Below are 17,269 nucleotides of genomic sequence, written 5' to 3'. Positions count from 1 at the left end.
AGGCGTACCTCGCCTGCGTCGCCGTCGACGCCGGACCGAGCTCCAGGTCGTGCCGGAGGGCACCCCGCTGGTCGGACGCGTCCCCTCGGAACTCGAACGGTGGCTGACCGGGCTGGAGGCGAACCGGTCGGGGCTGCTGTACACCCACGCAGGAGACCCCGGCTCCCGGGACCTCGGCCTCGTGCTGCGCGCCCAGCGGGCCGGCGACGTCGTCCGCTCCCGCCCCCTGTTCACGGTGGACCGCCGAGTGGAGGCCACCTGGGACTGCCTGCCGGCCGGCGAGCGGTCCCGCTGCTGACCGTCGCGGGCCCGACGTCCCCGGTCCTCGTCGGTCCTCGTTCACGGGCGACGGCCTCGCCCACCCCGAGAACCACCCCGAGGTCGCGGCCTTCGGCGGTGGCGAGTTCGGGCTCGGGCCCGCCCCGGACGTCGGCGTACTCGATCACCTGGTGGGCCGCAGGCTCACCGATCTCGGCGAGTAGGGCCCTCTGTTGGCCGGGGATGTGCCACACCGCGACCACGGCCGGGTCGGCACGGGTGACGTGCTCGCCCCACCCCGCCGACCAGGTCGTCGTACGTCACCACGGCGGGGTCCTCCCGGAGTGTCGTGGCATCGGGTCCGACGGCCGCATCGCCCGCCGACTGCAGGAGATGCGCCCCGCAGACCGAGGCCGCGGGAGCGTGAAGCCTCACCGCGGGCCACCGTTCGGCCCCACCCGGCCCACCCGGCCCACCCGAACGCGGGGGGCTGACCACCCGGTCCGCGGGGCCGGTGGACCGGTGCGCGCTTCGGCCGTCGTTCCGGCAGATCGCCGCGGTTCCGGCACGGTGATCCCAGGGTCGATCGGGGGACTTGATACAGCATCCGAGGCAGGACCCGCCGCCGTACGGTTCCGCCGGCGCCGCAAGTGACTGTCGCGGTCTCCGGGCAGGGCTCCACGGCATCCACGGGGCTGTGCGCCGGTCGGGGAAGTCCCGCTTCGGCATGGAGGGCATCGACCTGTCGGCCCTGTCTCCCCGCCGAGGGAGACCGCGTCTGCGCGGTCAACGACAACTCGCCCATCGGCCTGGCGACCGTCACCGCGGCCCACGACGACCAGGGCGGCTACGGCGAGCTGGACGTGGACCTGAAGGTCTGGAACCTGCGGCTCGGCCACTGACCGCGCACGCGCCCCGTCCCCGCGTCCCGGAGGCGCTCGGACGGCGCCGTGTCCGCGCACGCGAACGGGCCGGCCCCGGTACCGAGTACCGGGGCCGGCCCGTCCTGTTCAGGCCGTGGTGCGGCGGCTGGTCCGTTTGGCCGGCGTCGCCTTCTTGGCGGTGCGCGGTGCGGTCTTCTTGGCGGTGGCGGCCTTCTTCGCGGGAGCCGTCGACTTCTTCGCCGCCGCGGTCGTCTTCCGGGCGGTGGTCTTCTCGGCGTTCGCCGCGGTCTTCTTGACCGCGGTGGTGGCCTTGGTCGGAGCGGCCTTGGTCGCCGTGGACTTCGTCGCGGCGGCCCTGGTCGGGGTGGCCTTCTTGGCGGTGGCCTTCTTCGCGGTCGTCCGCTTGGCGGCGGCCGGCGCGGCGGCGGCGGCACCCGCGGCGGCCGTGCGCTTCACCGCGGCCCGCTTGCGGGTGGGCGCAGCAGCGGCCGACTTGCCCGCGGTGAGCGAGCCCTTGGGGGCCTTGGCCGTGGCCGGGCCTGACTTCGGCAGCTTCTTCGCGCCGGAGACCAGGTCCTTGAAGCCCTGACCCGGGCGGAAGCGGGGCACGTTGGTCTTCTTGACCCGCACGCGCTCGCCGGTCTGCGGGTTGCGGGCGTAGCGGCCGGCGCGCTCCACCTTCTCCAGCGTGCCGAAGCCGGTGACCTGCACCCGCTCCCCGGCCACCACGGCACGGACCATGGTGTCGAGGACCGCGTCGACCGCGTCCTCGGCGGCGGTGCGGCTGCCGAGCTGCCCGGCTACCGCCTCGACGAGTTGTCCCTTGTTCATGACGACATCTCCACAACCACATCGGGGATGGTTTGTCCTGTTTCATCCTCAACATAGAGGCCATTCAGGCCTTCCGCCCGCCCAACGGGGCGTTGTGGGCACAATGTCGCGATCGGATCGGCGTCGTGGCCGGCGCGGGGGTGCCGCCCGGCGCGGGGATCCGGGTCAACACGACCGGTGGACGGCCGTCGTGAGGCGGTCGTGCACCCCGCCGCGGCCGCTCCCGGTCGGCCCTTCGAACCGTGCGAACGGGGGCGGGCGGTCGGCGCGGCGGGGGAACGGATCGGGTGCAAGTGGCGGCCGACCACGCCCAGTCGGGATGCCCGACGGCGAGGGCGCCGGAACCTCGTCCGCCGCGCCCGGCCCTCGGCCGTCGAGGACCGGACGAGTACCAGACGGCCTCGCGGTGTTGGGGGGCGCGCTCACTGACGTGAGGGTGACGGCGCCCGCGGCCCGGTCCTGCACTCGGTCGGCGCGGCGGACTCCACCGTCCGCAGACCCGGCCGGCCCCCGCAGCGTCCGGACCGTTCGTCATCCCCCGGTGAGGTCGAGCCGACGGTCCACCGTCGGACCCGTGATCGCCGCTCCGCCCAACCGGCGTTGCCCGACCCTTTCCCCGTCCCGGACCAACTCCGCGAACCGCGACGGCTGCCGTTCGTGGTGCACCCGGAGATGGGGGCACAGCCCTCCGTCTTCACATCCCTGAAAGTGGAAACCGTTACATTGGGGGAGGAAAGGGGCGTCGATCCCGAACGAGGTGGCTGATGCACTCGATCACCGACTGGCTGTCCGGTCTGTCCGGCCCGGTCGTGTACGCGGTCGTGGGCGCCCTCGTCTTCGCGGAGGACGCGCTCTTCTTCGGCTTCGTCATCCCCGGTGAGACCGCCGCCGTCCTCGGCGGTGTCCTCGCGCACCAGGGCAAGGTCGCGCTCGGCGTGATGATCCTGGTCGTGGTCGGCGCGGCGATCCTCGGCGACTCCGTCGGTTACGAGGTCGGCCACCGGGCCGGTCCGGCGATCCTCGGCACCCGACCCATGCGGCGCCACGGGGAGCGGATCTCCAAGGCCCAGGACCTGATCCGCCGACGCGGACCGGCCGCCGTCTTCTTCGGCCGGTTCATCGCCTTCTTCCGCGCCATGATGCCCGCGCTGGCCGGCATCTCCCACATGCCCTACCGGCGCTTCCTGTTGTTCAACGCCCTCGGCGGCCTGGCCTGGGGCGTCGGCTTCACCCTTCTCGGCTACTTCGCCGGCGCCGCCTACAGCCGGGTCGAGGGCGTCGTCGGCCGTGCCCTCGCCATCGCGCTCGCCGTGGTCGTGGTGGTCGGCCTGATCGTCTGGCACCTGCGACGCCGCAGGAGCGAGTCCCGCGCGGAGAGCGGCGGCGGCCACGACGAGCAGTCCTGATCCCGGGCGGCCGGGCTGCCGGCCGGGTCACCAGCACGCCGAAGCCGCTCCCAGCGGAGCCGACCCGCGGCGGAGTTGACCGCAGCACCGGTCAGAGGGCCCCGACGGCTCCTCGCCCGACCCGTGGGCCGCCAGCACCTCGTCGACGGCCGCGTGCAGGGCCGCCCGGTCCTCGTAGAACGTCATGAACGTGTTGTAGCGGGCGTCGATCAGGCCCAGTGCCGCCGCCTTGGTCAGCTCCACGTTCTCGGTGTCCTCGGTGAGCGGGGCGCGCAGAACGTCGAGCATGACCGGCCGGAGCGCCGGGTGGTCCTGGTCCTGCACCAGCTGCACCAGGGCCACCCGTTGCATCCAGTCGTCCAGCGTCCAGTAGATCCGCGCGAGACCATCGACGTGCTCGCTCCGGACGCGCGGCCGCGCGAACTCGATCTCCACCCAGGACAGGGACAGGACCAGGGACCGGAACCGCTCCAACTCGTACATGCGCGGCATCCTAGGCCCTCGCACCCGGTGCCGGATCAGGCCCGGGCGGCGAGGCAAGTCGCGAAGGACCGCAGCACCGGGTCGAGTTCGCGGACGGCGTCGAGCTTCTCCCAGGAGACGGAACGCCGCCGTGCCGCGGACCGCCCGACCCCCGCCCGTCCAACCCCTCCCGTGCGCCCCCATCCACATGTCATCATGTGAAGACATCGGTTGATGACAAACGAGCGGAGAGGCGGGCCGGGCATGCGGGCGAGCGCGGTGACGGGCGCGTCGGGGCGTCAGCGGGCACTGGTGCCGGTGCTGGTGTTCCTCGGCACGGTGGTGGCCGTGATCAGCAGCCTCGGCGCGCCGATGATCCCGACCATCGCCGCCGTCGACCACGTCTCCCTCTCCGACGCCCAGTGGTCGTTGACCGTCACCATGCTGGTCGGCGCGGTCGCCACCCCCGTCATGGGACGGCTCGGGGACGGCCCGCACCGCCGCACCGTGATGCTCGCCGCCGCCGCGACCGTCCTCGCCGGCAGCGTGCTCGCCGCCCTGCCGCTGGGCTTCGGCTTCCTGGTGGCCGGCCGGGCCCTCCAGGGCGTCGGACTCGGCCTCACCCCGCTCGCCATCGCCACCGCCCGCGACAGCGTGCCCGGCGAGCGCTCCCGCTCCGCCCTCGCGATCCTCTCGCTCACCACCGTCGCCGGCGTCGGCCTCGGCTACCCGCTCACCGGTCTCGTCGCGCAGTCCCTCGGCGTGCACGCCGCCTTCTGGTTCGGGGCCGCCATCAGCGCCGCCGCCCTCACCGCCGGCGTCCTCGTCCTGCCGCCGACCGCGCACCGCCCGGCCCGCCCGCTCGACCTGCTCGGCGCGTGCCTGCTGGGCCTCGGACTCGGCGGACTGCTGCTCGCCCTCAGCGAGGCCGAACCGTGGGGATGGACCTCACCCCGTCTGCTCGGTCTCGCCGCCGCCTGCGTGCTCCTGCTGCTGTGGTGGGTCCGGCACGAGCTGCGCACGGCCCACCCGCTGATCGACCTCCGCTCGCTGCGCAACCGGGTGGTGCTCACCGCCGACGTGGCCGGACTGGTCGCCGGCGTCGGGATGTACCTGCTGATGTCGCTGGTCACCCGGTTCGTGCAGACACCCGCCGCCGCGGGGTACGGCTTCGGCGCCTCGGTCACGGTGGCCGGACTGGCACTGCTGCCGTTCTCCGTCGCCAGCATCCTGACCAGCCGGATCGCGCCGCGCCTCGCCCGGCGCACCGGCACCGCGGCGATCCTGCCGATCGGCTGCGCGGTCTCGCTGGCCGCGACCCTCGCCTTCCTGTTCGGCCGCGACCGCCTCTGGGAGCTCTTCGCGGTGATGGGCCTCGCCGGCCTGGGCGTCGGCCTGACCTTCGCCGTGATGCCCGGACTGATCGTCGGCGCGGTGCCCGCCCACGAGACCGGCAGCGCGATCAGCTTCAACCAGGTGCTCCGCTACGTCGGCTACTCCACCGGCAGCGCGCTGAGCGGTGCGGTGCTCCAGGCCCACACCCCGGCCGGCCACGCCCTGCCCACCGGAAGCGCCTACGGGACCGCCGCGCTGATCGGCTGTGCCGTGTGGGTGGTGGTCGGTGCGGCTACCATCGTGCTGCCGCGGCGGGGCTCCGCGGTGGCCGCCGGCACCACCGCCCGGCCCGCGGGCCGGGACACCGCCGGTGCGGACCCGGCCGGGGAACGGCCGCGGACCGCCGCCCGTGCGGCGGACGGCGAGGGCGAGACCGCCCGGGAGGAGGGAGCACCCGCGTGAGCGAGACGACTGCGGGGGAGCGGCGACGCGATGCGGCCCGCAGCCGGGACCTGCTGCTGCGAGCGGCCATCGAACTCTTCGCCGAGCGCGGCTTCGACCGCACCACCATTCGGGAGATCGGCGAACGGGCGGGCGTCGACCCGGCCCTGATCGCCCGCTACTACGGCGGCAAGACCCAGCTCTACCTGGCCACCGTGCAGGCCGAGCACGGCGACGCCACCCCGGCCGACCTGCTGGACGAGGAGCGCCTCGCCGGACTGCTCGACCGCTTCGAACAGCGCGGCCCCGGGCCCGCCTTCCAGACCGTGGTGCTGCCCTCCGACGACTCGGCGGTCCAGGACGCCGTCCGCGCCCACCTGCACCGCCGACTGGTGGACCCGCTGCGCGAACGCCTCGAACGCGAGGGCGTCGACCGCCCGCAGCTCCGCGCCGAACTCGCCGTCGCCGCCTTCACCGGCGTGGTGCTCGCCCGCAGCAGCACCGGCATGCCCCACCTGGCCGCCGCCGACCCGGCCGAGGTCCGCGAACTCCTGCACGACCTCCTCGCCGCTGCCGCCGGCCGGTCCCCGGACACCGGCACCGCCGGCTGATCCGGTTGACCTGGCCGACCCGGCCGGACGGCCCGGCGCCGATCCGTCGCGGGCGCGTTCCTCAGGACGGCGCGGTGGTGCGCTCGGTGGCATCGGCCGCGGCGGCGGTGGCTGCAGCCGGACGGGCCCGGAGCGGCGGGAGGCCGGCATGACCAGCGAGCAGCAGATGCAGGCGAACGAGCAGCAGATGTCGGCGAAGCGGTCGGTCGGTGCGGTGACGGCCGGCCCCTACAGCCACCCCCTCCATCCGATGCTGGTCACCGTCCCGATCGGGGCGTGGGTGGCCGGCCTGGTCTTCGGCATCGCCTCGCACGTCGTCGACGACCCGGCCTTCCTGACGCGGGGTTCGATGTGGTTGATCGCGGTCGGTGTGCTCGGCGCCCTGGCCGCGGCGGTGGCCGGCTTCCTCGACCTGCTCGCTGTGCCCCCGGCCACCAGGGCCCGGCGCACGGCGCTCGTGCACATGACGCTCAACCTGCTGGTGACCTGCGCGTACGTCGCCGGATTCCTCTGGCGGCACGCCGCCGGGAGCACGCAGGGCGTCGGCGCGGGGATGCTCGCCCTGTCCGCGGCGAGCCTGGCCGTGCTCGGCGTCTCCGGTCACCTCGGCGGCCGGCTCGCCCACCGCTACGGCGTGCGGGTGGCCGACGAGGCCACCCAGGCCGAGGGCTGCACCGGCACCGGCAGCAGCGCCGGACGACGCTGAGCGGCAGCACTCACCAACCGGGTCCGCCGGCCGGTCCCGGACCGATCCTCCAGGAGGCGTTCCCGTGGACACCGCACCTCACCTCATCGGGCCGGCCGTCGTACTCGGCGACCCGTCCCCGTGCGAGGCCGACCGTTCGGAGCCGCGCCCGATCACCGGCCGCCCGATCACCCGCCGTGGCGCTGCCCCGGTGCCGGGCCGGTGCCACGGCCCGGAGCGCACCGTGCGCGCAGGCGTCGCGGTCGTCGTGCGCAGGGTGCCCGCTGCGCCCCGGACCGGAGGTGCCCGAGATGCTCCAGCGCCCTGGTCCTGCACCGGGGGCCGGCACGGTCCCCCGAACGCCGTCGCTGCGGCCGGTGCCCCGGCCGACGGCCGACGAGCCGGTGGTCCGGCCCGACGGCGGGTCCGTGGACCGCCCGGCCGCCGGGTCCCTCGGCCGTGCCTCCGACGGGGCCGTGCCGCGGGTCGGCGTCGTGGCGGGCCGTGCGGACCTGGCCACGGCCGAACGGGCCGCCGCCCGGTTCCTGCACGCCCTCGGGATCCCCACCACCTCGGAGAGCCTGCGCGACACCCCCGGCCGGATGGCCCGCGCCTACGCCGAGCTCTTCAGCCCGCGCCCGTTCGACCTGACGACCTTCCCCAACGACGAGGGCTACGACGAACTCGTCCTCGCCCGCTCGATCCCGCTGCGATCGGTGTGCGAGCACCACCTGTTGCCGCTCGTCGGCACTGCGCACGTCGGCTACCTGCCGGGCGGCCGCATCCTCGGCCTGTCCAAGCTCGCCCGGGTCGTCGAGTTCTTCGCCCGCCGGCCGCAGGTGCAGGAGCGCCTCACCCGGCAGATCGCCGACTGGCTGCAGGGGCAGCTCGAACCCGCCGGCGTCGGCGTGGTCGTGGAGGCCGAGCACACCTGCATGACCCTGCGCGGCGTCCTGGCCACCGGCTCCCGGACCGTCACCTCCACCCTGCTGGGAAGCCTGCGCGAGGACGCCCGTGCCCGTGCCGAGTTCATGATGCTCGCGGGCCTGTCCCGGTGATTCCGGGACGGCCCGACCGTCGCCGGCGGGCTTCTATCTCCTACCTCCGTTGTTCCTAGAATGGGCGGATGGAGGACATCGACGCGATCGCCGTGCTGCAGGACCCGGTGCGGCGGCGCCTGTACGAGTACGTGGCCGCGCAGGGGCGCGAGGTCGGCCGCAACGAGGCCGCCGAGGCGGCGGGGGTGGCGCGCACGCTCGCCGCACACCACCTGGACAAGCTGGCGGAGGCCGGGCTGCTGGAGACCGGCAGCCGCCGCCTGACCGGCCGTTCGGGCCCGGGGGCGGGCCGACCCGCCAAGGTCTACACGCGGTCGCGGGCCGAGCGGTCGGTGTCGCTGCCCGCCCGCGACTACCGCACCGCCGCCGAACTGCTCGCCGAGGCGGCCGAGGAGGCCGGGCTGGACGCCGGTCTGTACGCGGCCGCCCGCCGCCGCGGCGAGGCGCTGCGCGGCTCGGCGGCACCCTGCGGCGGCCTCGGCGAGGCGATGGAGGTGCTGGCGGCCCGCGGCTACGAACCGCACCTCGAAGACCCCGAGGGCGGCGAAGGCCGCGGGCGCGGCGAGGGGGGCGGGCGCGGCGAGGGGGGCCGGTGCGTGGTCCGGATGCGCAACTGCCCCTTCCACGCCGTCGCGGAGCGCTTCCCGCCGCTGGTGTGCGGCATGAACCTCGCACTGCTGGAGGGGCTGCTCGGACCGGACGGTCCCGTCCGCGCCCGCATGGACGCCCGGCCCGGGGAATGCTGCGTGGTGGTAGAGGATTCTAAAAACAACGATGATTGACATAGAGAGAACGGCCGTGCTGGGATGAGGCCATGACCGCATCCGCGCGCGCCGCCCACCTCGCCCAACTCAACATCGCCACCCTCCGGCACCCCCTCGACGACCCGCGCACCGCGCCGTTCGTCGAGATGCTCGACCCGGTCAACGCGGCCGCGGACGCGGCGCCCGGCTTCGTCTGGCGGCTCGTGGGGGACGGCGAGGCCGACGCCACCGGACTCCGCCCGGCCGGCGAGGACGTCATCGTCAACCTGTCGGTGTGGGAGTCGCAGGAGGCGCTGTGGGACTTCACCTACCGCAGCGGACACCTGGAGGTGATGCGGCAGCGCCGTGACTGGTTCGAACGCCACGTCCGGGCGCACCTGGTGCTCTGGTGGGTGCCCGCCGGCCACCGGCCGACCGCCGGTGAGGCGCTGGAGCGACTGGCGGACCTGCAGGCACACGGGCCGTCCCCGCGCGCCTTCACCTTCGCCTCCTCCTACACCGCGGCGGAGGCCGCCGAGCACCTCCGGGCGGAGCCCGCGCCGCAGCCCTGAGCGGAGCCGCGGTCGTGCGCAGGTGCGGCCGGTGAGCGGTTCCCCCGTCTCCGGTCGAGGGGTTCGACGCGGGTATGGCCCGGAGGCGGGACGGCCGCCAATAATGGGCATGCCCATGACCTGTCGGACCGTCACCAGGAGGTTGATCCCTTGTCCCTGACCGGCACTCCGATCACGAGACGCACCTTCGCCCGCTCCGCACTCGCCGCCACCCTGGCCGGCGCGGGACTCGGTCTCGGCGCACCGCAGGCCTCCGCCGCCCGGGCCGCAGCCGTCCCCGGTGGCGCCGACTGGCTCGCCGCCTTCGGTGCGGACGCCGTGCTGTCCCGGCTCACCCTCCCCGGGACGCACGACACCTGCGCCCTGTACGGCGGTGCGCTGGTGCAGACCCAGACGCTGGGCGTCCCGGACCAACTGGCCGCCGGGGTACGGTTCCTGGACATCCGGTGCCGGGCGATCGACGGCGTGTTCGCGATCCACCACTCGCAGTTCTTCCAGAAGATCTTCTTCGGCGACGTGCTCAACCAGGTCGGCGCCTTCCTCGCCGCCCACCCGGGCGAGACCGTGGTGATGCGGGTCAAGCAGGAGTACTCCAGCGTCTCCGACACCGACTTCGGGGCGATCTTCGCCGACTACCAGCGCCGCTGGCCGGGCCTGATGTGGACCGAGGACCGCATACCGCGACTCGGCGACGTCCGCGGCCGGATCGTGCTGCTCGCCGACAACGGCGCGCTGCCGGGCATCCGCTGGGGCGGGACGCGCACCGACATCGAGGACGACTACGACATCGGCACGATCTTCGACTTCTACAACCGCAAGTGGCCGGAGGTCTCCTCGCACCTCGACGCCGCCCGGGCCTCCGGCGATCCGAACCGGCTGTTCCTCACCTTCACCTCCAGCTCCGGTTGGGGCCTGTGGCCGCGCCAGGCCGCCGACGCGGCCGCCTCGAAGCTCCGCGGCTACCTCGGCGGACTCGACCACGCCTCCCGGCCGGTCCTCGGCACCGTCCCGATGGACTTCGTGACGGCCGACTCCGTGCGCAGCCTGTACGCGCTGAACTTCGGCGGCTGACGGCGGGGCGTCCGCCCCGGCCGTCCACCGCACCGACGACGGCCATCGGGGCGGACGCCCGACGCGCACGACCCGCTCCGCGTCGTTCGCTGTCGCCTGCCGTCGGGCCTTCGGGGCCGTCGCCCAGGAGGCGCATCACCCGGCCCTCCTGACGGACGATCGGAAACGAACCGATCGGACGATCCGCCCCACCGGCCGAACCGGCAGGGTGGACCGCATGGACACCCAGACCCTCGCCGCCGCCCCGCGCGCCACGCACCTCCCCCGTACGGTTCACCGGGCCGCGGCACGGGCCGCCGCCACGTGGGTCGCCCTCTTCTCCCTCGTCCCCCTGTACTGGCTGCTCGGCGGTCGGGTCGGCCTGCCCACAGCCTCTCGCCGCGCGGCAACACCCCGCTCCTGGCCATCGACGTCCTGGCCGCCCCGCTCTGCGCCGGTGCGGCGGTGCCGGCCCCGGCGCTCGTCCGGCCCTGGGGCTTACGACTGCCCGGCCGGCTGCCCGCCGCCGGGCTGTGGGCCACCACCGCGCTGCTGCTCCTCCACTCCGTGCCGTCCGTCCCGGACCGGGCGGCCCCGGCCGTCGGGGCGCGGACGACCGCGGACCTGGACCCGATGGCCCGGTTCGCGACCCTGCTGTACGAACCCTTCTCCATGGTGGGCGGGTTGCTCTCCGCGCTCGCCACCCTCGGCCGGCGGTTGACGGCGCAGCCCCGCCCTGCGGCGAGCACGGCGAACCCGACCACCGCCCGTGAGCAGGCCGCGTCGGGACCACGCCTGGTACACGGTCCGTGATGGATTCGGCCCGGGGCGGTGCGCCGTGGTCAGGATCGAACGGAACCGAACGGGTTCCGGTCGCGTGCTGTGAGTGGGCTGCCCGCCGCGGGCGGCCGTTCATCGTTCGGGAGAGTTCTTTTGAAGATCCGTCATGTGACCGTGGCTGGTGCGGTGGCCTTCGGGCTGTTCGCGCTGACCGCCTGCGAGCCCGATGCCGGTTCGGCGGACTCCGCCGCAGCCGCAGCCGCAGCCGCCGCCTCCGCGACCCGGGCCGGTGCGCCGGCGCCGGCCGACGTGGTGCCCACCCTGACGGACGTCCCGGCCGACCCCGTGTGCGGAGGGCTCGGGCCGGGGTCAGACGTCACCGCCCAGCTGATCGAGCTGCAGGAGAGCGGCTCCCGGCACACCGCCCTCATCCAGGTCACCAACCACCTGCAGTTCGCGTGCAAGCTCTACGGGCCCGCCGACGTGCGGACCGACGGACCGGGCGGCTCGTACACCAAGCTCACCACCGGTGTGCTGGGATCCCTGCGGTTCATCACCACCCGGCAGCAGTCGATGGTGATCGGCCGGCACGAGTCGCTCTACCACGCCGTCACCTGGGTGTCGTCCGCACCGGCCGGCTCCGACGCCCACTGTGTCAGCGGCTCCCGTCTCGTACTGGCCCGCAACGAGGACAAGCTGCTCCTGAGCGTCCCGGTGAAGGACGGGCGGTTCTGCGCCGTCAGCGGCAACGGCTCGCCGCAGGTCATGCTCGGCGCTCAGCTCTACTCCAAGGACCAGGCACGTGCGCAGCTGGGGAGCCTGCCCACCGGATGACCGCCGGACTCCGGGGGAGCGCAGGGAGCCCCGCCGCCCGGGCATCTGGTTGCGGCGGGCGGCGGGGCTCCGGAGGACGGCGGGGCTTCGGCGGGACAGGGGAGCGGTGCGGCTCAGCGGTGCCGGGCGCGGGCCGCCCGCACACCTCGGACCCGGCGGGCGCCGGGCGTCGGAGCGGCCGGGAGAGCTCTCCGGTCGGGGGAACGGGTACGTCAGTGGAACCGGACGGCCAGCAGGGCGAGGACGAAGAGGAGCGCGACGGACCCGAGCCCGATCAGGCCGAGGCGCCGGCGCTCCCGCGCCGTCAGCACGGCGAACCACACGATGCCGCCGACCGAAAGGGCCATGGCTGCCAAGCCCGCCAGCACCTCCGGCCAGTACGGCCCGTACTGATCGGGCGTCGCGTTCGGGGCCGGGTCCGACATCCCCCCGGCGACGACCATCACGAAGCCGAGGAAGCCGCCCCCGCAGGCGACCACGGCGCAAGCCGCGGTGATCAGCGTCAGGAGCACCGTCCGGGTCCGTCCGACGGGCGAGTCCGGGCGCGTCATGGTGCTCCCACGGGGATCTCGACGGGTGGTCTCCAGGGGCGGAGCCCCGCCAGACGATCCCGCAGGGCCCCCCGGTCACGCAAGAGCTCCGGCAAGCCGCCCGGGTCCCGGCCGGCCGTGTCGGATCGGCATGTCGGACAGGCAAGTCGGTTCGCCTGCCGCGGGCAGGCCCGGGCTGCTCAGGAGAGTACGGGGCCGATCGCCGTCGTGCCCGGCCGGACACCTCTCGCTGCGCCGGGATCTGCCGCGCCGCGCCCGCGCGGTGCCCGCGCCGAACCCCTGCCGCGCCGGTCTCGTGCCCGAAGGGCTTCGCGGGCGGCCCGTGCTGCAGCCCCCGTCCGAGGAACCGGCGGGGTGCGCTGCCCGGCGAGGTCCGGGGCGCGGATGCGCTCCGTGTCCCGGGCCCCGGTCGGGTTGTCAGTGGTGACTGACCTGGAAGCAGGCGACGTCGTACTGGGACGGTGCGCCCGCTGCGTTGTAGGCGGCACCGCCGGTGCCGCCGTTCGTGCTGCCGAAGCCGGGCTCGTTGAACACCGAGCCGGGCGAGGTCCCGGAGTGTCCCGGCGCACCGGCGCCGGTGCCGGGGGTCTCGAAACTCTGGCAGGACTGGTTCGGGGGGCCGGTCCCGTTCGGGTTGGCAGCGGCCATGGCAGTGGCCGCTCCGCCGAGGCAGAACAGGCCGGCGAGGAGTCCTGTTGCCACGCTGCGCAGCATCTGTCCTCCATCGGTGAACACTCACGCGGGGCCGGACGGCTCCACGTCCCCCCGTCCAGAGGTACGTACGGGAGGCCCGTCGCGTTCAACGAATGCCGCCCGGGTTCGTCGGCGACGGGGGCGGGTCGCGCCGCGGGCTGGGCGCCGGCGAGCCGGTCGCCGGTACCGCGGAACCCGGACGGCCGGGCGCTCGGCGGTGCGTGCCGTCTCGCGGGCGGTGAGCGGAACCCGTCGCGCCGACTGCGGAAGCCGGGCCGCGAACTCCGAACGGGGAAGGGTCGCGATGACGGTGAGTGAGGTGACCTCGGGCGGGGTGCGTCGCCCGACGGATCGCGGCGGCAGGGTGGATGACGGTGAGAGCCGGCATCGCTGGCAGCGCCGCCGCCCGGGCTGATGATCACCTCGACTTCCCGCCGTCCCGGAGCGCATCGTGAACCGTCCCGCAGGTGCCGCCGTCCTTCTCCCGTCCGTGTTGATCGCCCTGCTTCCCGGCGCAGCTCCGGCTCGGGCCGTCGGCCACGGCTCGCTGACGACGACGGTCAGCGGCGTGCCGACCAGGTCGCCTCCGGCGGGAGCTTCGCCCGGGTGTCCGTGGGTGCCGTGGCAGCGGGCGGCTACGGACTCGGCGCGAGTGGAGCCATCGGCTACCAGCTGCCCGGTCCGTCCGGCGATCCGATCCCCGGGCACGGCACCTCGACCGCATCCAGCAGGCCCAGCGGTCCTTCACCTACGGCTCGGCGAGCGGTGGCGCGTCCCCCGCCCGGGCGGCATCCCCGCGGCGGCCGAACCGTCGCCCTCCCGTACCGGCACCGTGCTGGTCGCCACCAGCAGTTCCGGGACGACCGTCGCACCCCTCGCGCTCGGCATCGCGGCGTTCCTTGCCGCGGCCGCCGTCGGCACGGTCGCCGTCCTTTGCCGGTGTCGGGTCGAGCGGGGCGGACCGGCGGACGGCTGGGCGTCCCACCGCGCAGGGCTGTCCCCCGATGCGCCCTCCCGTCGGGATCGCCCGGCGGGACACGGCTGTCCTATTGCCGATCCGCACCCCGGGAACGATCCGCACTCCCGGAATGGTGGAACGGGAAACCTTCGGGTGTCCGACAACCGAACGACCGGCACGACGATTCCCGCGAATTCCTGGCGCGCCACGGGTCACGCTGGGTGCGTTCCCGCGCGGAAAGGCCGGGGGATTCGGTCTGTATACCGCCGAATTGTGACCATCTGTCACGCCTGTCGAGACGGCCGGTCCGACGCCCGCCCGGAAGCCCTCCCGGCGAACTTGATTGTCAATCACGGGAGGAGGAGAGTGAGGACGGAACGAGCCGCGCGCCGGGACGCCCGAATGCGCCGGGACGATCGCCGCCCGGAAGGCATGCAGGACGAGGCCGACGGTCCGCTCCGCCTGCACTCGCCCGTCCGGTTCCGGCCGTCGCGGCCGGCCCGCCGCGCGCACGCCGCGACCGAGGTGTCGGAGCCCTGAATTCCGCGACGGGACTGCGCGATGCGGTCGTTCGCGCGGTCGGTCGCGGTGATGCCGACGCTGCCGAAACGGCGGCGTCGCCCTCGGAGAATGTCGATTCCGGAGCAGGTGCGGCCGGGAGACGGCGTGGGCCGCGGCCCGCGCCGGTCGGCCGCGCGCCCGTGAAGAGGGATAGCCATGCCTGACGATTTCAGCCTCCCGCCACCCGAACTCCTGCGCGTCGACGTGGTGGACCTGGGCCCCGTCATCGACCCGCCGTTCACCGACACCAAGAGTTTCCACGCGTACCTGCCGAAGGTGCCCACCAAGCCGGTCGAGTTCGAACCGACGGAATCCAACCTCACCGACGACGGCACCCGCCGTGCGGTGGAGGTGGCGCTCGCCTCCGACGAGGTCGGACGGCAATCGGCCGGCAAACGCTGCGACGTCCTGGGCGTGGGAACGGCCGCGACCGGACGGAACAGCGAATACCCGCTGGTGACCGTCTACAACTACACCGACGGCCTGACCGTCGAGGTGATGGTCGACCTCGACACCGCACGGGTCCTGGAGGTCAGGACGGAGAACCGCCAGCCTCCCCTGGCCGACGCGGAACGCAGCCAGGCCCTGGACCTGCTCCGCGACGCCGGCGGCCTGGCGGACTCCGGCGTCGACCTCGACACCGGCATGGGCCTCATCGTCGAGGAGGCCGACTTCCGTGACCCGCGGTACGGGCACCGGCTCGTCGACCTGAGGTTCGGGCCCCGGGACAAGCGTCTGCCGACCGCCTACGCCGTTGTCGACCTCACCGACCGGGACGTCGTGACGGCCGGCCGGGTACCCCAGGAGGCGTCCTCATGACCGTGCAATCGTTGTCCGGCACCGCCCTCAGGTCGTCCGGCGGCCTGGTGCAGTGGCCACCGGAGGCCCCGGTGTGGACCTTCCAGTGGAACGTGGTCGACGGGGACAGTGAGGCGATCGCCTTCACCGACATCCGCTACAAGGGCCAGAAGGTCCTCTACAAGGCGAGCCTGCCGATGATCCGCGTCCAGTACGACGGCCCGGCCGGCCCGTACAAGGACGCCCTGAGCAGCGGGAACATGCAGGGGCCGGTCAAGGTCTACGAGGGGACGAATCCCGCCTACCGCTTCCTCGTGGTCGAGAGCTACCACACCATCGGCGCCTACCGGCTGACCAACCGGTGGATCTTCCGCAGCGACGGAATCATCCTGCCGCAGCTGTACAGCGCCGGTCTCCAGGCGCCGTACAACCACCGGCACCACGCGTACTGGCGCTTCGACTTCGACATCGTAGGCGCCGCGAACAACCTCGCGCTGGAGCACCTGCAGGTCAGCACCGACTGGGGCTACGGCCCCGGCTGGCTCCCGTACGGCACCGAGTCGGTGGTCGCGCGCACACCGCGGAGCACCTACGCGGTGCTGAACAAGTCGAACCCGCTGGGCCGGACGACGGGGTACCTGATCGCCCCGGGCCCGTTCGACGGCGTCGCCGACGGGTTCGGCCGCATGGACGCGGCGGTGCTCGTCTACCACGGAGCCGAGGACCTGCGGGGGAGGCTGGGGACGTCGCTGGACGACCAGATCCTGACGCAGGCCACCGGCGAAGGCATCGACGGCCAGGACCTGGTGCTCTGGTGGTGCGCCCACCTCGACCACCACGCCAGCGAGGGCGGCGACGAGTGGCACGTCTGCGGACCCATCCTGCAGCCGTTCGGCTACCCGTGACCGCGTCCGGCCCGCACCCCGCCCCCGCACCCCGCCCCCGCACCCCGCATCCCGTCCTGCGTCCGGCCCCGTGCGCGGCCGTCCGCAGGGCGGTCAAGGGGAGCCCCCGAGGCACCCCCGGGCCGCCCCGGCCCGGGGGAGTCGTCACCCGCCGCCGCCCGCCCCGCCCTGGGCGGCGATCATGGTCAGGTTCAGCCCGGACACCGCCTTGGCCAGCCCCGGCGCACGGTCGGCGAGCCGACCGGTCAGGGCGGTGATGCGGTCGGCGTGGGCCTTCCGGTCGTGGCGCGTGAGGACCAGCCGCAGGTGCCCGTGGGCGGCCAGCGCCGCCAGGGCCGCATCCGCGTACGGAGCCCCGGCGACCGGCTCGCCGCCGCGCACGAGCTCGGCCACCCGCACCTGCAGGTCCAGCGCCTCCCGCGGATCGTCCATCGTGACCGTGCGGTGCGGCGCCACCGGGCCGTACGGGTTGCGGTCCGCCATGGTCATGATGCCGAGCACCGCGAGCTGCTCCTCGACCGCCTCCAGGGTGGCGTCGCGGTCCCGTCGGATCCACGCCTTCCAGGTGCGCGGACGTCCGGCCAGTTCCGTGACCAGCGCGTCCAGCACACCGTCCCCCACGGGGTCGGCGGAGACCACCGCCACCCGGCCCGCACCGTCCTCGACGACGGCACCCCGGTGGGCGAGTTCGGCGAGAGCGGCCGCACGGAGCAGGAAGCCCGCTCGGGTACGGTCCTGCAGCGACTGGGCGCGGGTGTCGAAGGCCAGCAGGTAGGCGGCCAGATGCAGTCTTCGGCTCATGGCACCGACGATACGGCGCACCCCGCCGCCCGCCATCGACCCGCAGGACCAT

18 protein-coding genes are annotated in these 17,269 nt (G+C 74.2%); 13 read left to right on the top strand and 5 right to left on the bottom strand.

Annotation, left to right across the window (positions count from 1 at the left end):
* The first annotated feature begins 49 nt into the window (after positions 1-49).
* Complete coding sequence (locus IE98_RS47950) at positions 50-298, top strand: hypothetical protein (protein ID WP_052390628.1); 249 nt, start codon at positions 50-52, stop codon at positions 296-298.
* 970 nt (positions 299-1,268) lie between these two features.
* Here IE98_RS47950 and IE98_RS0117355 read toward each other — a convergent pair.
* Complete coding sequence (locus IE98_RS0117355; RefSeq protein WP_030269885.1) at positions 1,269-1,973, bottom strand: HU family DNA-binding protein; 705 nt, start codon at positions 1,971-1,973, stop codon at positions 1,269-1,271.
* 764 nt (positions 1,974-2,737) lie between these two features.
* Here IE98_RS0117355 and IE98_RS0117350 point away from each other — a divergent pair.
* On the top strand, positions 2,738-3,379 hold the full coding sequence (locus tag IE98_RS0117350) for a DedA family protein (protein ID WP_030269883.1): 642 nt from the start codon (positions 2,738-2,740) through the stop codon (positions 3,377-3,379).
* Between the two features lie 27 nt (positions 3,380-3,406).
* Here IE98_RS0117350 and IE98_RS0117345 read toward each other — a convergent pair whose 3' ends face one another.
* The gene (locus tag IE98_RS0117345; RefSeq protein WP_030269882.1) at positions 3,407-3,862 is read right to left on the bottom strand and encodes a hypothetical protein; all 456 of its coding nucleotides are present in this window, start codon (positions 3,860-3,862) and stop codon (positions 3,407-3,409) included.
* A 243-nt stretch (positions 3,863-4,105) separates the two neighbouring features.
* On the opposite strand from IE98_RS0117345, the gene IE98_RS0117340 reads away from it, so the two are divergent.
* From IE98_RS0117340 to IE98_RS0117300, 9 genes are all read left to right on the top strand, one after another.
* Entirely contained in the window at positions 4,106-5,638 is a 1,533-nt protein-coding gene (locus IE98_RS0117340; RefSeq protein WP_030269877.1) for an MFS transporter, read from the top strand.
* Positions 5,635-6,228 carry a TetR/AcrR family transcriptional regulator gene (locus IE98_RS0117335; RefSeq protein ID WP_052390627.1) on the top strand — a complete coding sequence of 198 codons (594 nt, stop codon included), beginning with the start codon at positions 5,635-5,637 and terminating at the stop codon, positions 6,226-6,228. The genes IE98_RS0117340 and IE98_RS0117335 overlap by 4 nt, the downstream gene beginning before the upstream one ends.
* A gap of 148 nt (positions 6,229-6,376) precedes the next feature.
* Positions 6,377-6,934 carry a DUF2231 domain-containing protein gene (locus tag IE98_RS0117330; RefSeq protein ID WP_078661086.1) on the top strand — a complete coding sequence of 186 codons (558 nt, stop codon included), beginning with the start codon at positions 6,377-6,379 and terminating at the stop codon, positions 6,932-6,934.
* A gap of 455 nt (positions 6,935-7,389) precedes the next feature.
* Positions 7,390-7,971, top strand: a complete 582-nt coding sequence (gene folE / locus IE98_RS0117325; protein WP_030269870.1) for a GTP cyclohydrolase I FolE — start codon at positions 7,390-7,392, stop codon at positions 7,969-7,971.
* 68 nt (positions 7,972-8,039) lie between these two features.
* A complete protein-coding gene (locus tag IE98_RS0117320) occupies positions 8,040-8,753 on the top strand; it encodes a helix-turn-helix transcriptional regulator (RefSeq protein ID WP_030269868.1) in 714 nt (237 codons plus the stop codon).
* Between the two features lie 32 nt (positions 8,754-8,785).
* Positions 8,786-9,286, top strand: coding sequence for a DUF3291 domain-containing protein (locus IE98_RS0117315; RefSeq protein ID WP_030269866.1), 501 nt, complete (start codon positions 8,786-8,788; stop codon positions 9,284-9,286).
* A 150-nt stretch (positions 9,287-9,436) separates the two neighbouring features.
* Positions 9,437-10,357, top strand: a complete 921-nt coding sequence (locus IE98_RS0117310) for a phosphatidylinositol-specific phospholipase C (protein ID WP_030269864.1) — start codon at positions 9,437-9,439, stop codon at positions 10,355-10,357.
* 303 nt (positions 10,358-10,660) lie between these two features.
* Positions 10,661-11,149 carry a DUF3995 domain-containing protein gene (locus IE98_RS46355; RefSeq protein ID WP_199922924.1) on the top strand — a complete coding sequence of 163 codons (489 nt, stop codon included), beginning with the start codon at positions 10,661-10,663 and terminating at the stop codon, positions 11,147-11,149.
* 120 nt (positions 11,150-11,269) lie between these two features.
* Positions 11,270-11,950, top strand: coding sequence for a hypothetical protein (locus tag IE98_RS0117300; RefSeq protein WP_159400953.1), 681 nt, complete (start codon positions 11,270-11,272; stop codon positions 11,948-11,950).
* A gap of 212 nt (positions 11,951-12,162) precedes the next feature.
* On the opposite strand, the gene IE98_RS0117295 is transcribed toward IE98_RS0117300, so the two are convergent.
* Together IE98_RS0117295 and IE98_RS0117290 are read right to left on the bottom strand one after the other, a co-directional pair.
* Positions 12,163-12,501: a hypothetical protein gene (locus tag IE98_RS0117295; RefSeq protein WP_030269860.1), complete on the bottom strand. Its 339-nt coding sequence runs from the start codon at positions 12,499-12,501 to the stop codon at positions 12,163-12,165.
* A 417-nt stretch (positions 12,502-12,918) separates the two neighbouring features.
* A complete protein-coding gene (locus IE98_RS0117290; RefSeq protein ID WP_159400952.1) occupies positions 12,919-13,203 on the bottom strand; it encodes a hypothetical protein in 285 nt (94 codons plus the stop codon).
* Between the two features lie 1,666 nt (positions 13,204-14,869).
* Between IE98_RS0117290 and IE98_RS0117275 the strand changes: the two genes are divergently transcribed.
* Together IE98_RS0117275 and IE98_RS0117270 are read left to right on the top strand one after the other, a co-directional pair.
* Positions 14,870-15,532, top strand: coding sequence for a hypothetical protein (locus IE98_RS0117275; protein ID WP_030269856.1), 663 nt, complete (start codon positions 14,870-14,872; stop codon positions 15,530-15,532).
* Positions 15,529-16,416, top strand: a complete 888-nt coding sequence (locus tag IE98_RS0117270; RefSeq protein WP_030269854.1) for a hypothetical protein — start codon at positions 15,529-15,531, stop codon at positions 16,414-16,416. The genes IE98_RS0117275 and IE98_RS0117270 overlap by 4 nt, the downstream gene beginning before the upstream one ends.
* Before the next feature lie 144 nt (positions 16,417-16,560).
* Here IE98_RS0117270 and IE98_RS0117265 read toward each other — a convergent pair whose 3' ends face one another.
* Complete coding sequence (locus IE98_RS0117265; RefSeq protein ID WP_030269852.1) at positions 16,561-17,217, bottom strand: GPP34 family phosphoprotein; 657 nt, start codon at positions 17,215-17,217, stop codon at positions 16,561-16,563.
* Between the last annotated feature and the right edge of the window lie 52 nt (positions 17,218-17,269).

This window comes from Streptomyces sp. NRRL B-24484 (assembly GCF_000717715.1).
Taxonomy (GTDB): domain Bacteria; phylum Actinomycetota; class Actinomycetes; order Streptomycetales; family Streptomycetaceae; genus Kitasatospora.
Note: the sequence above shows the minus strand (reverse complement) of the source record. Positions and strands in the feature narration are given on the sequence as shown.

What these genes read in the sequence shown, in the direction of transcription:
- IE98_RS0117355 (WP_030269885.1), bottom strand. Translation starts at nt 1,973, where the DNA reads ATGAACAAGGGACAACTCGTCGAGGCGGTAGCCGGGCAGCTCGGCAGC.
- IE98_RS0117350 (WP_030269883.1), top strand. Translation starts at nt 2,738, where the DNA reads ATGCACTCGATCACCGACTGGCTGTCCGGTCTGTCCGGCCCGGTCGTG.
- IE98_RS0117345 (WP_030269882.1), bottom strand. Translation starts at nt 3,862, where the DNA reads ATGTACGAGTTGGAGCGGTTCCGGTCCCTGGTCCTGTCCCTGTCCTGG.
- IE98_RS0117340 (WP_030269877.1), top strand. Translation starts at nt 4,106, where the DNA reads ATGCGGGCGAGCGCGGTGACGGGCGCGTCGGGGCGTCAGCGGGCACTG.
- IE98_RS0117330 (WP_078661086.1), top strand. Translation starts at nt 6,377, where the DNA reads ATGACCAGCGAGCAGCAGATGCAGGCGAACGAGCAGCAGATGTCGGCG.
- IE98_RS0117320 (WP_030269868.1), top strand. Translation starts at nt 8,040, where the DNA reads ATGGAGGACATCGACGCGATCGCCGTGCTGCAGGACCCGGTGCGGCGG.
- IE98_RS0117315 (WP_030269866.1), top strand. Translation starts at nt 8,786, where the DNA reads ATGACCGCATCCGCGCGCGCCGCCCACCTCGCCCAACTCAACATCGCC.
- IE98_RS0117295 (WP_030269860.1), bottom strand. Translation starts at nt 12,501, where the DNA reads ATGACGCGCCCGGACTCGCCCGTCGGACGGACCCGGACGGTGCTCCTG.
- IE98_RS0117275 (WP_030269856.1), top strand. Translation starts at nt 14,870, where the DNA reads ATGCCTGACGATTTCAGCCTCCCGCCACCCGAACTCCTGCGCGTCGAC.
- IE98_RS0117270 (WP_030269854.1), top strand. Translation starts at nt 15,529, where the DNA reads ATGACCGTGCAATCGTTGTCCGGCACCGCCCTCAGGTCGTCCGGCGGC.
- IE98_RS0117265 (WP_030269852.1), bottom strand. Translation starts at nt 17,217, where the DNA reads ATGAGCCGAAGACTGCATCTGGCCGCCTACCTGCTGGCCTTCGACACC.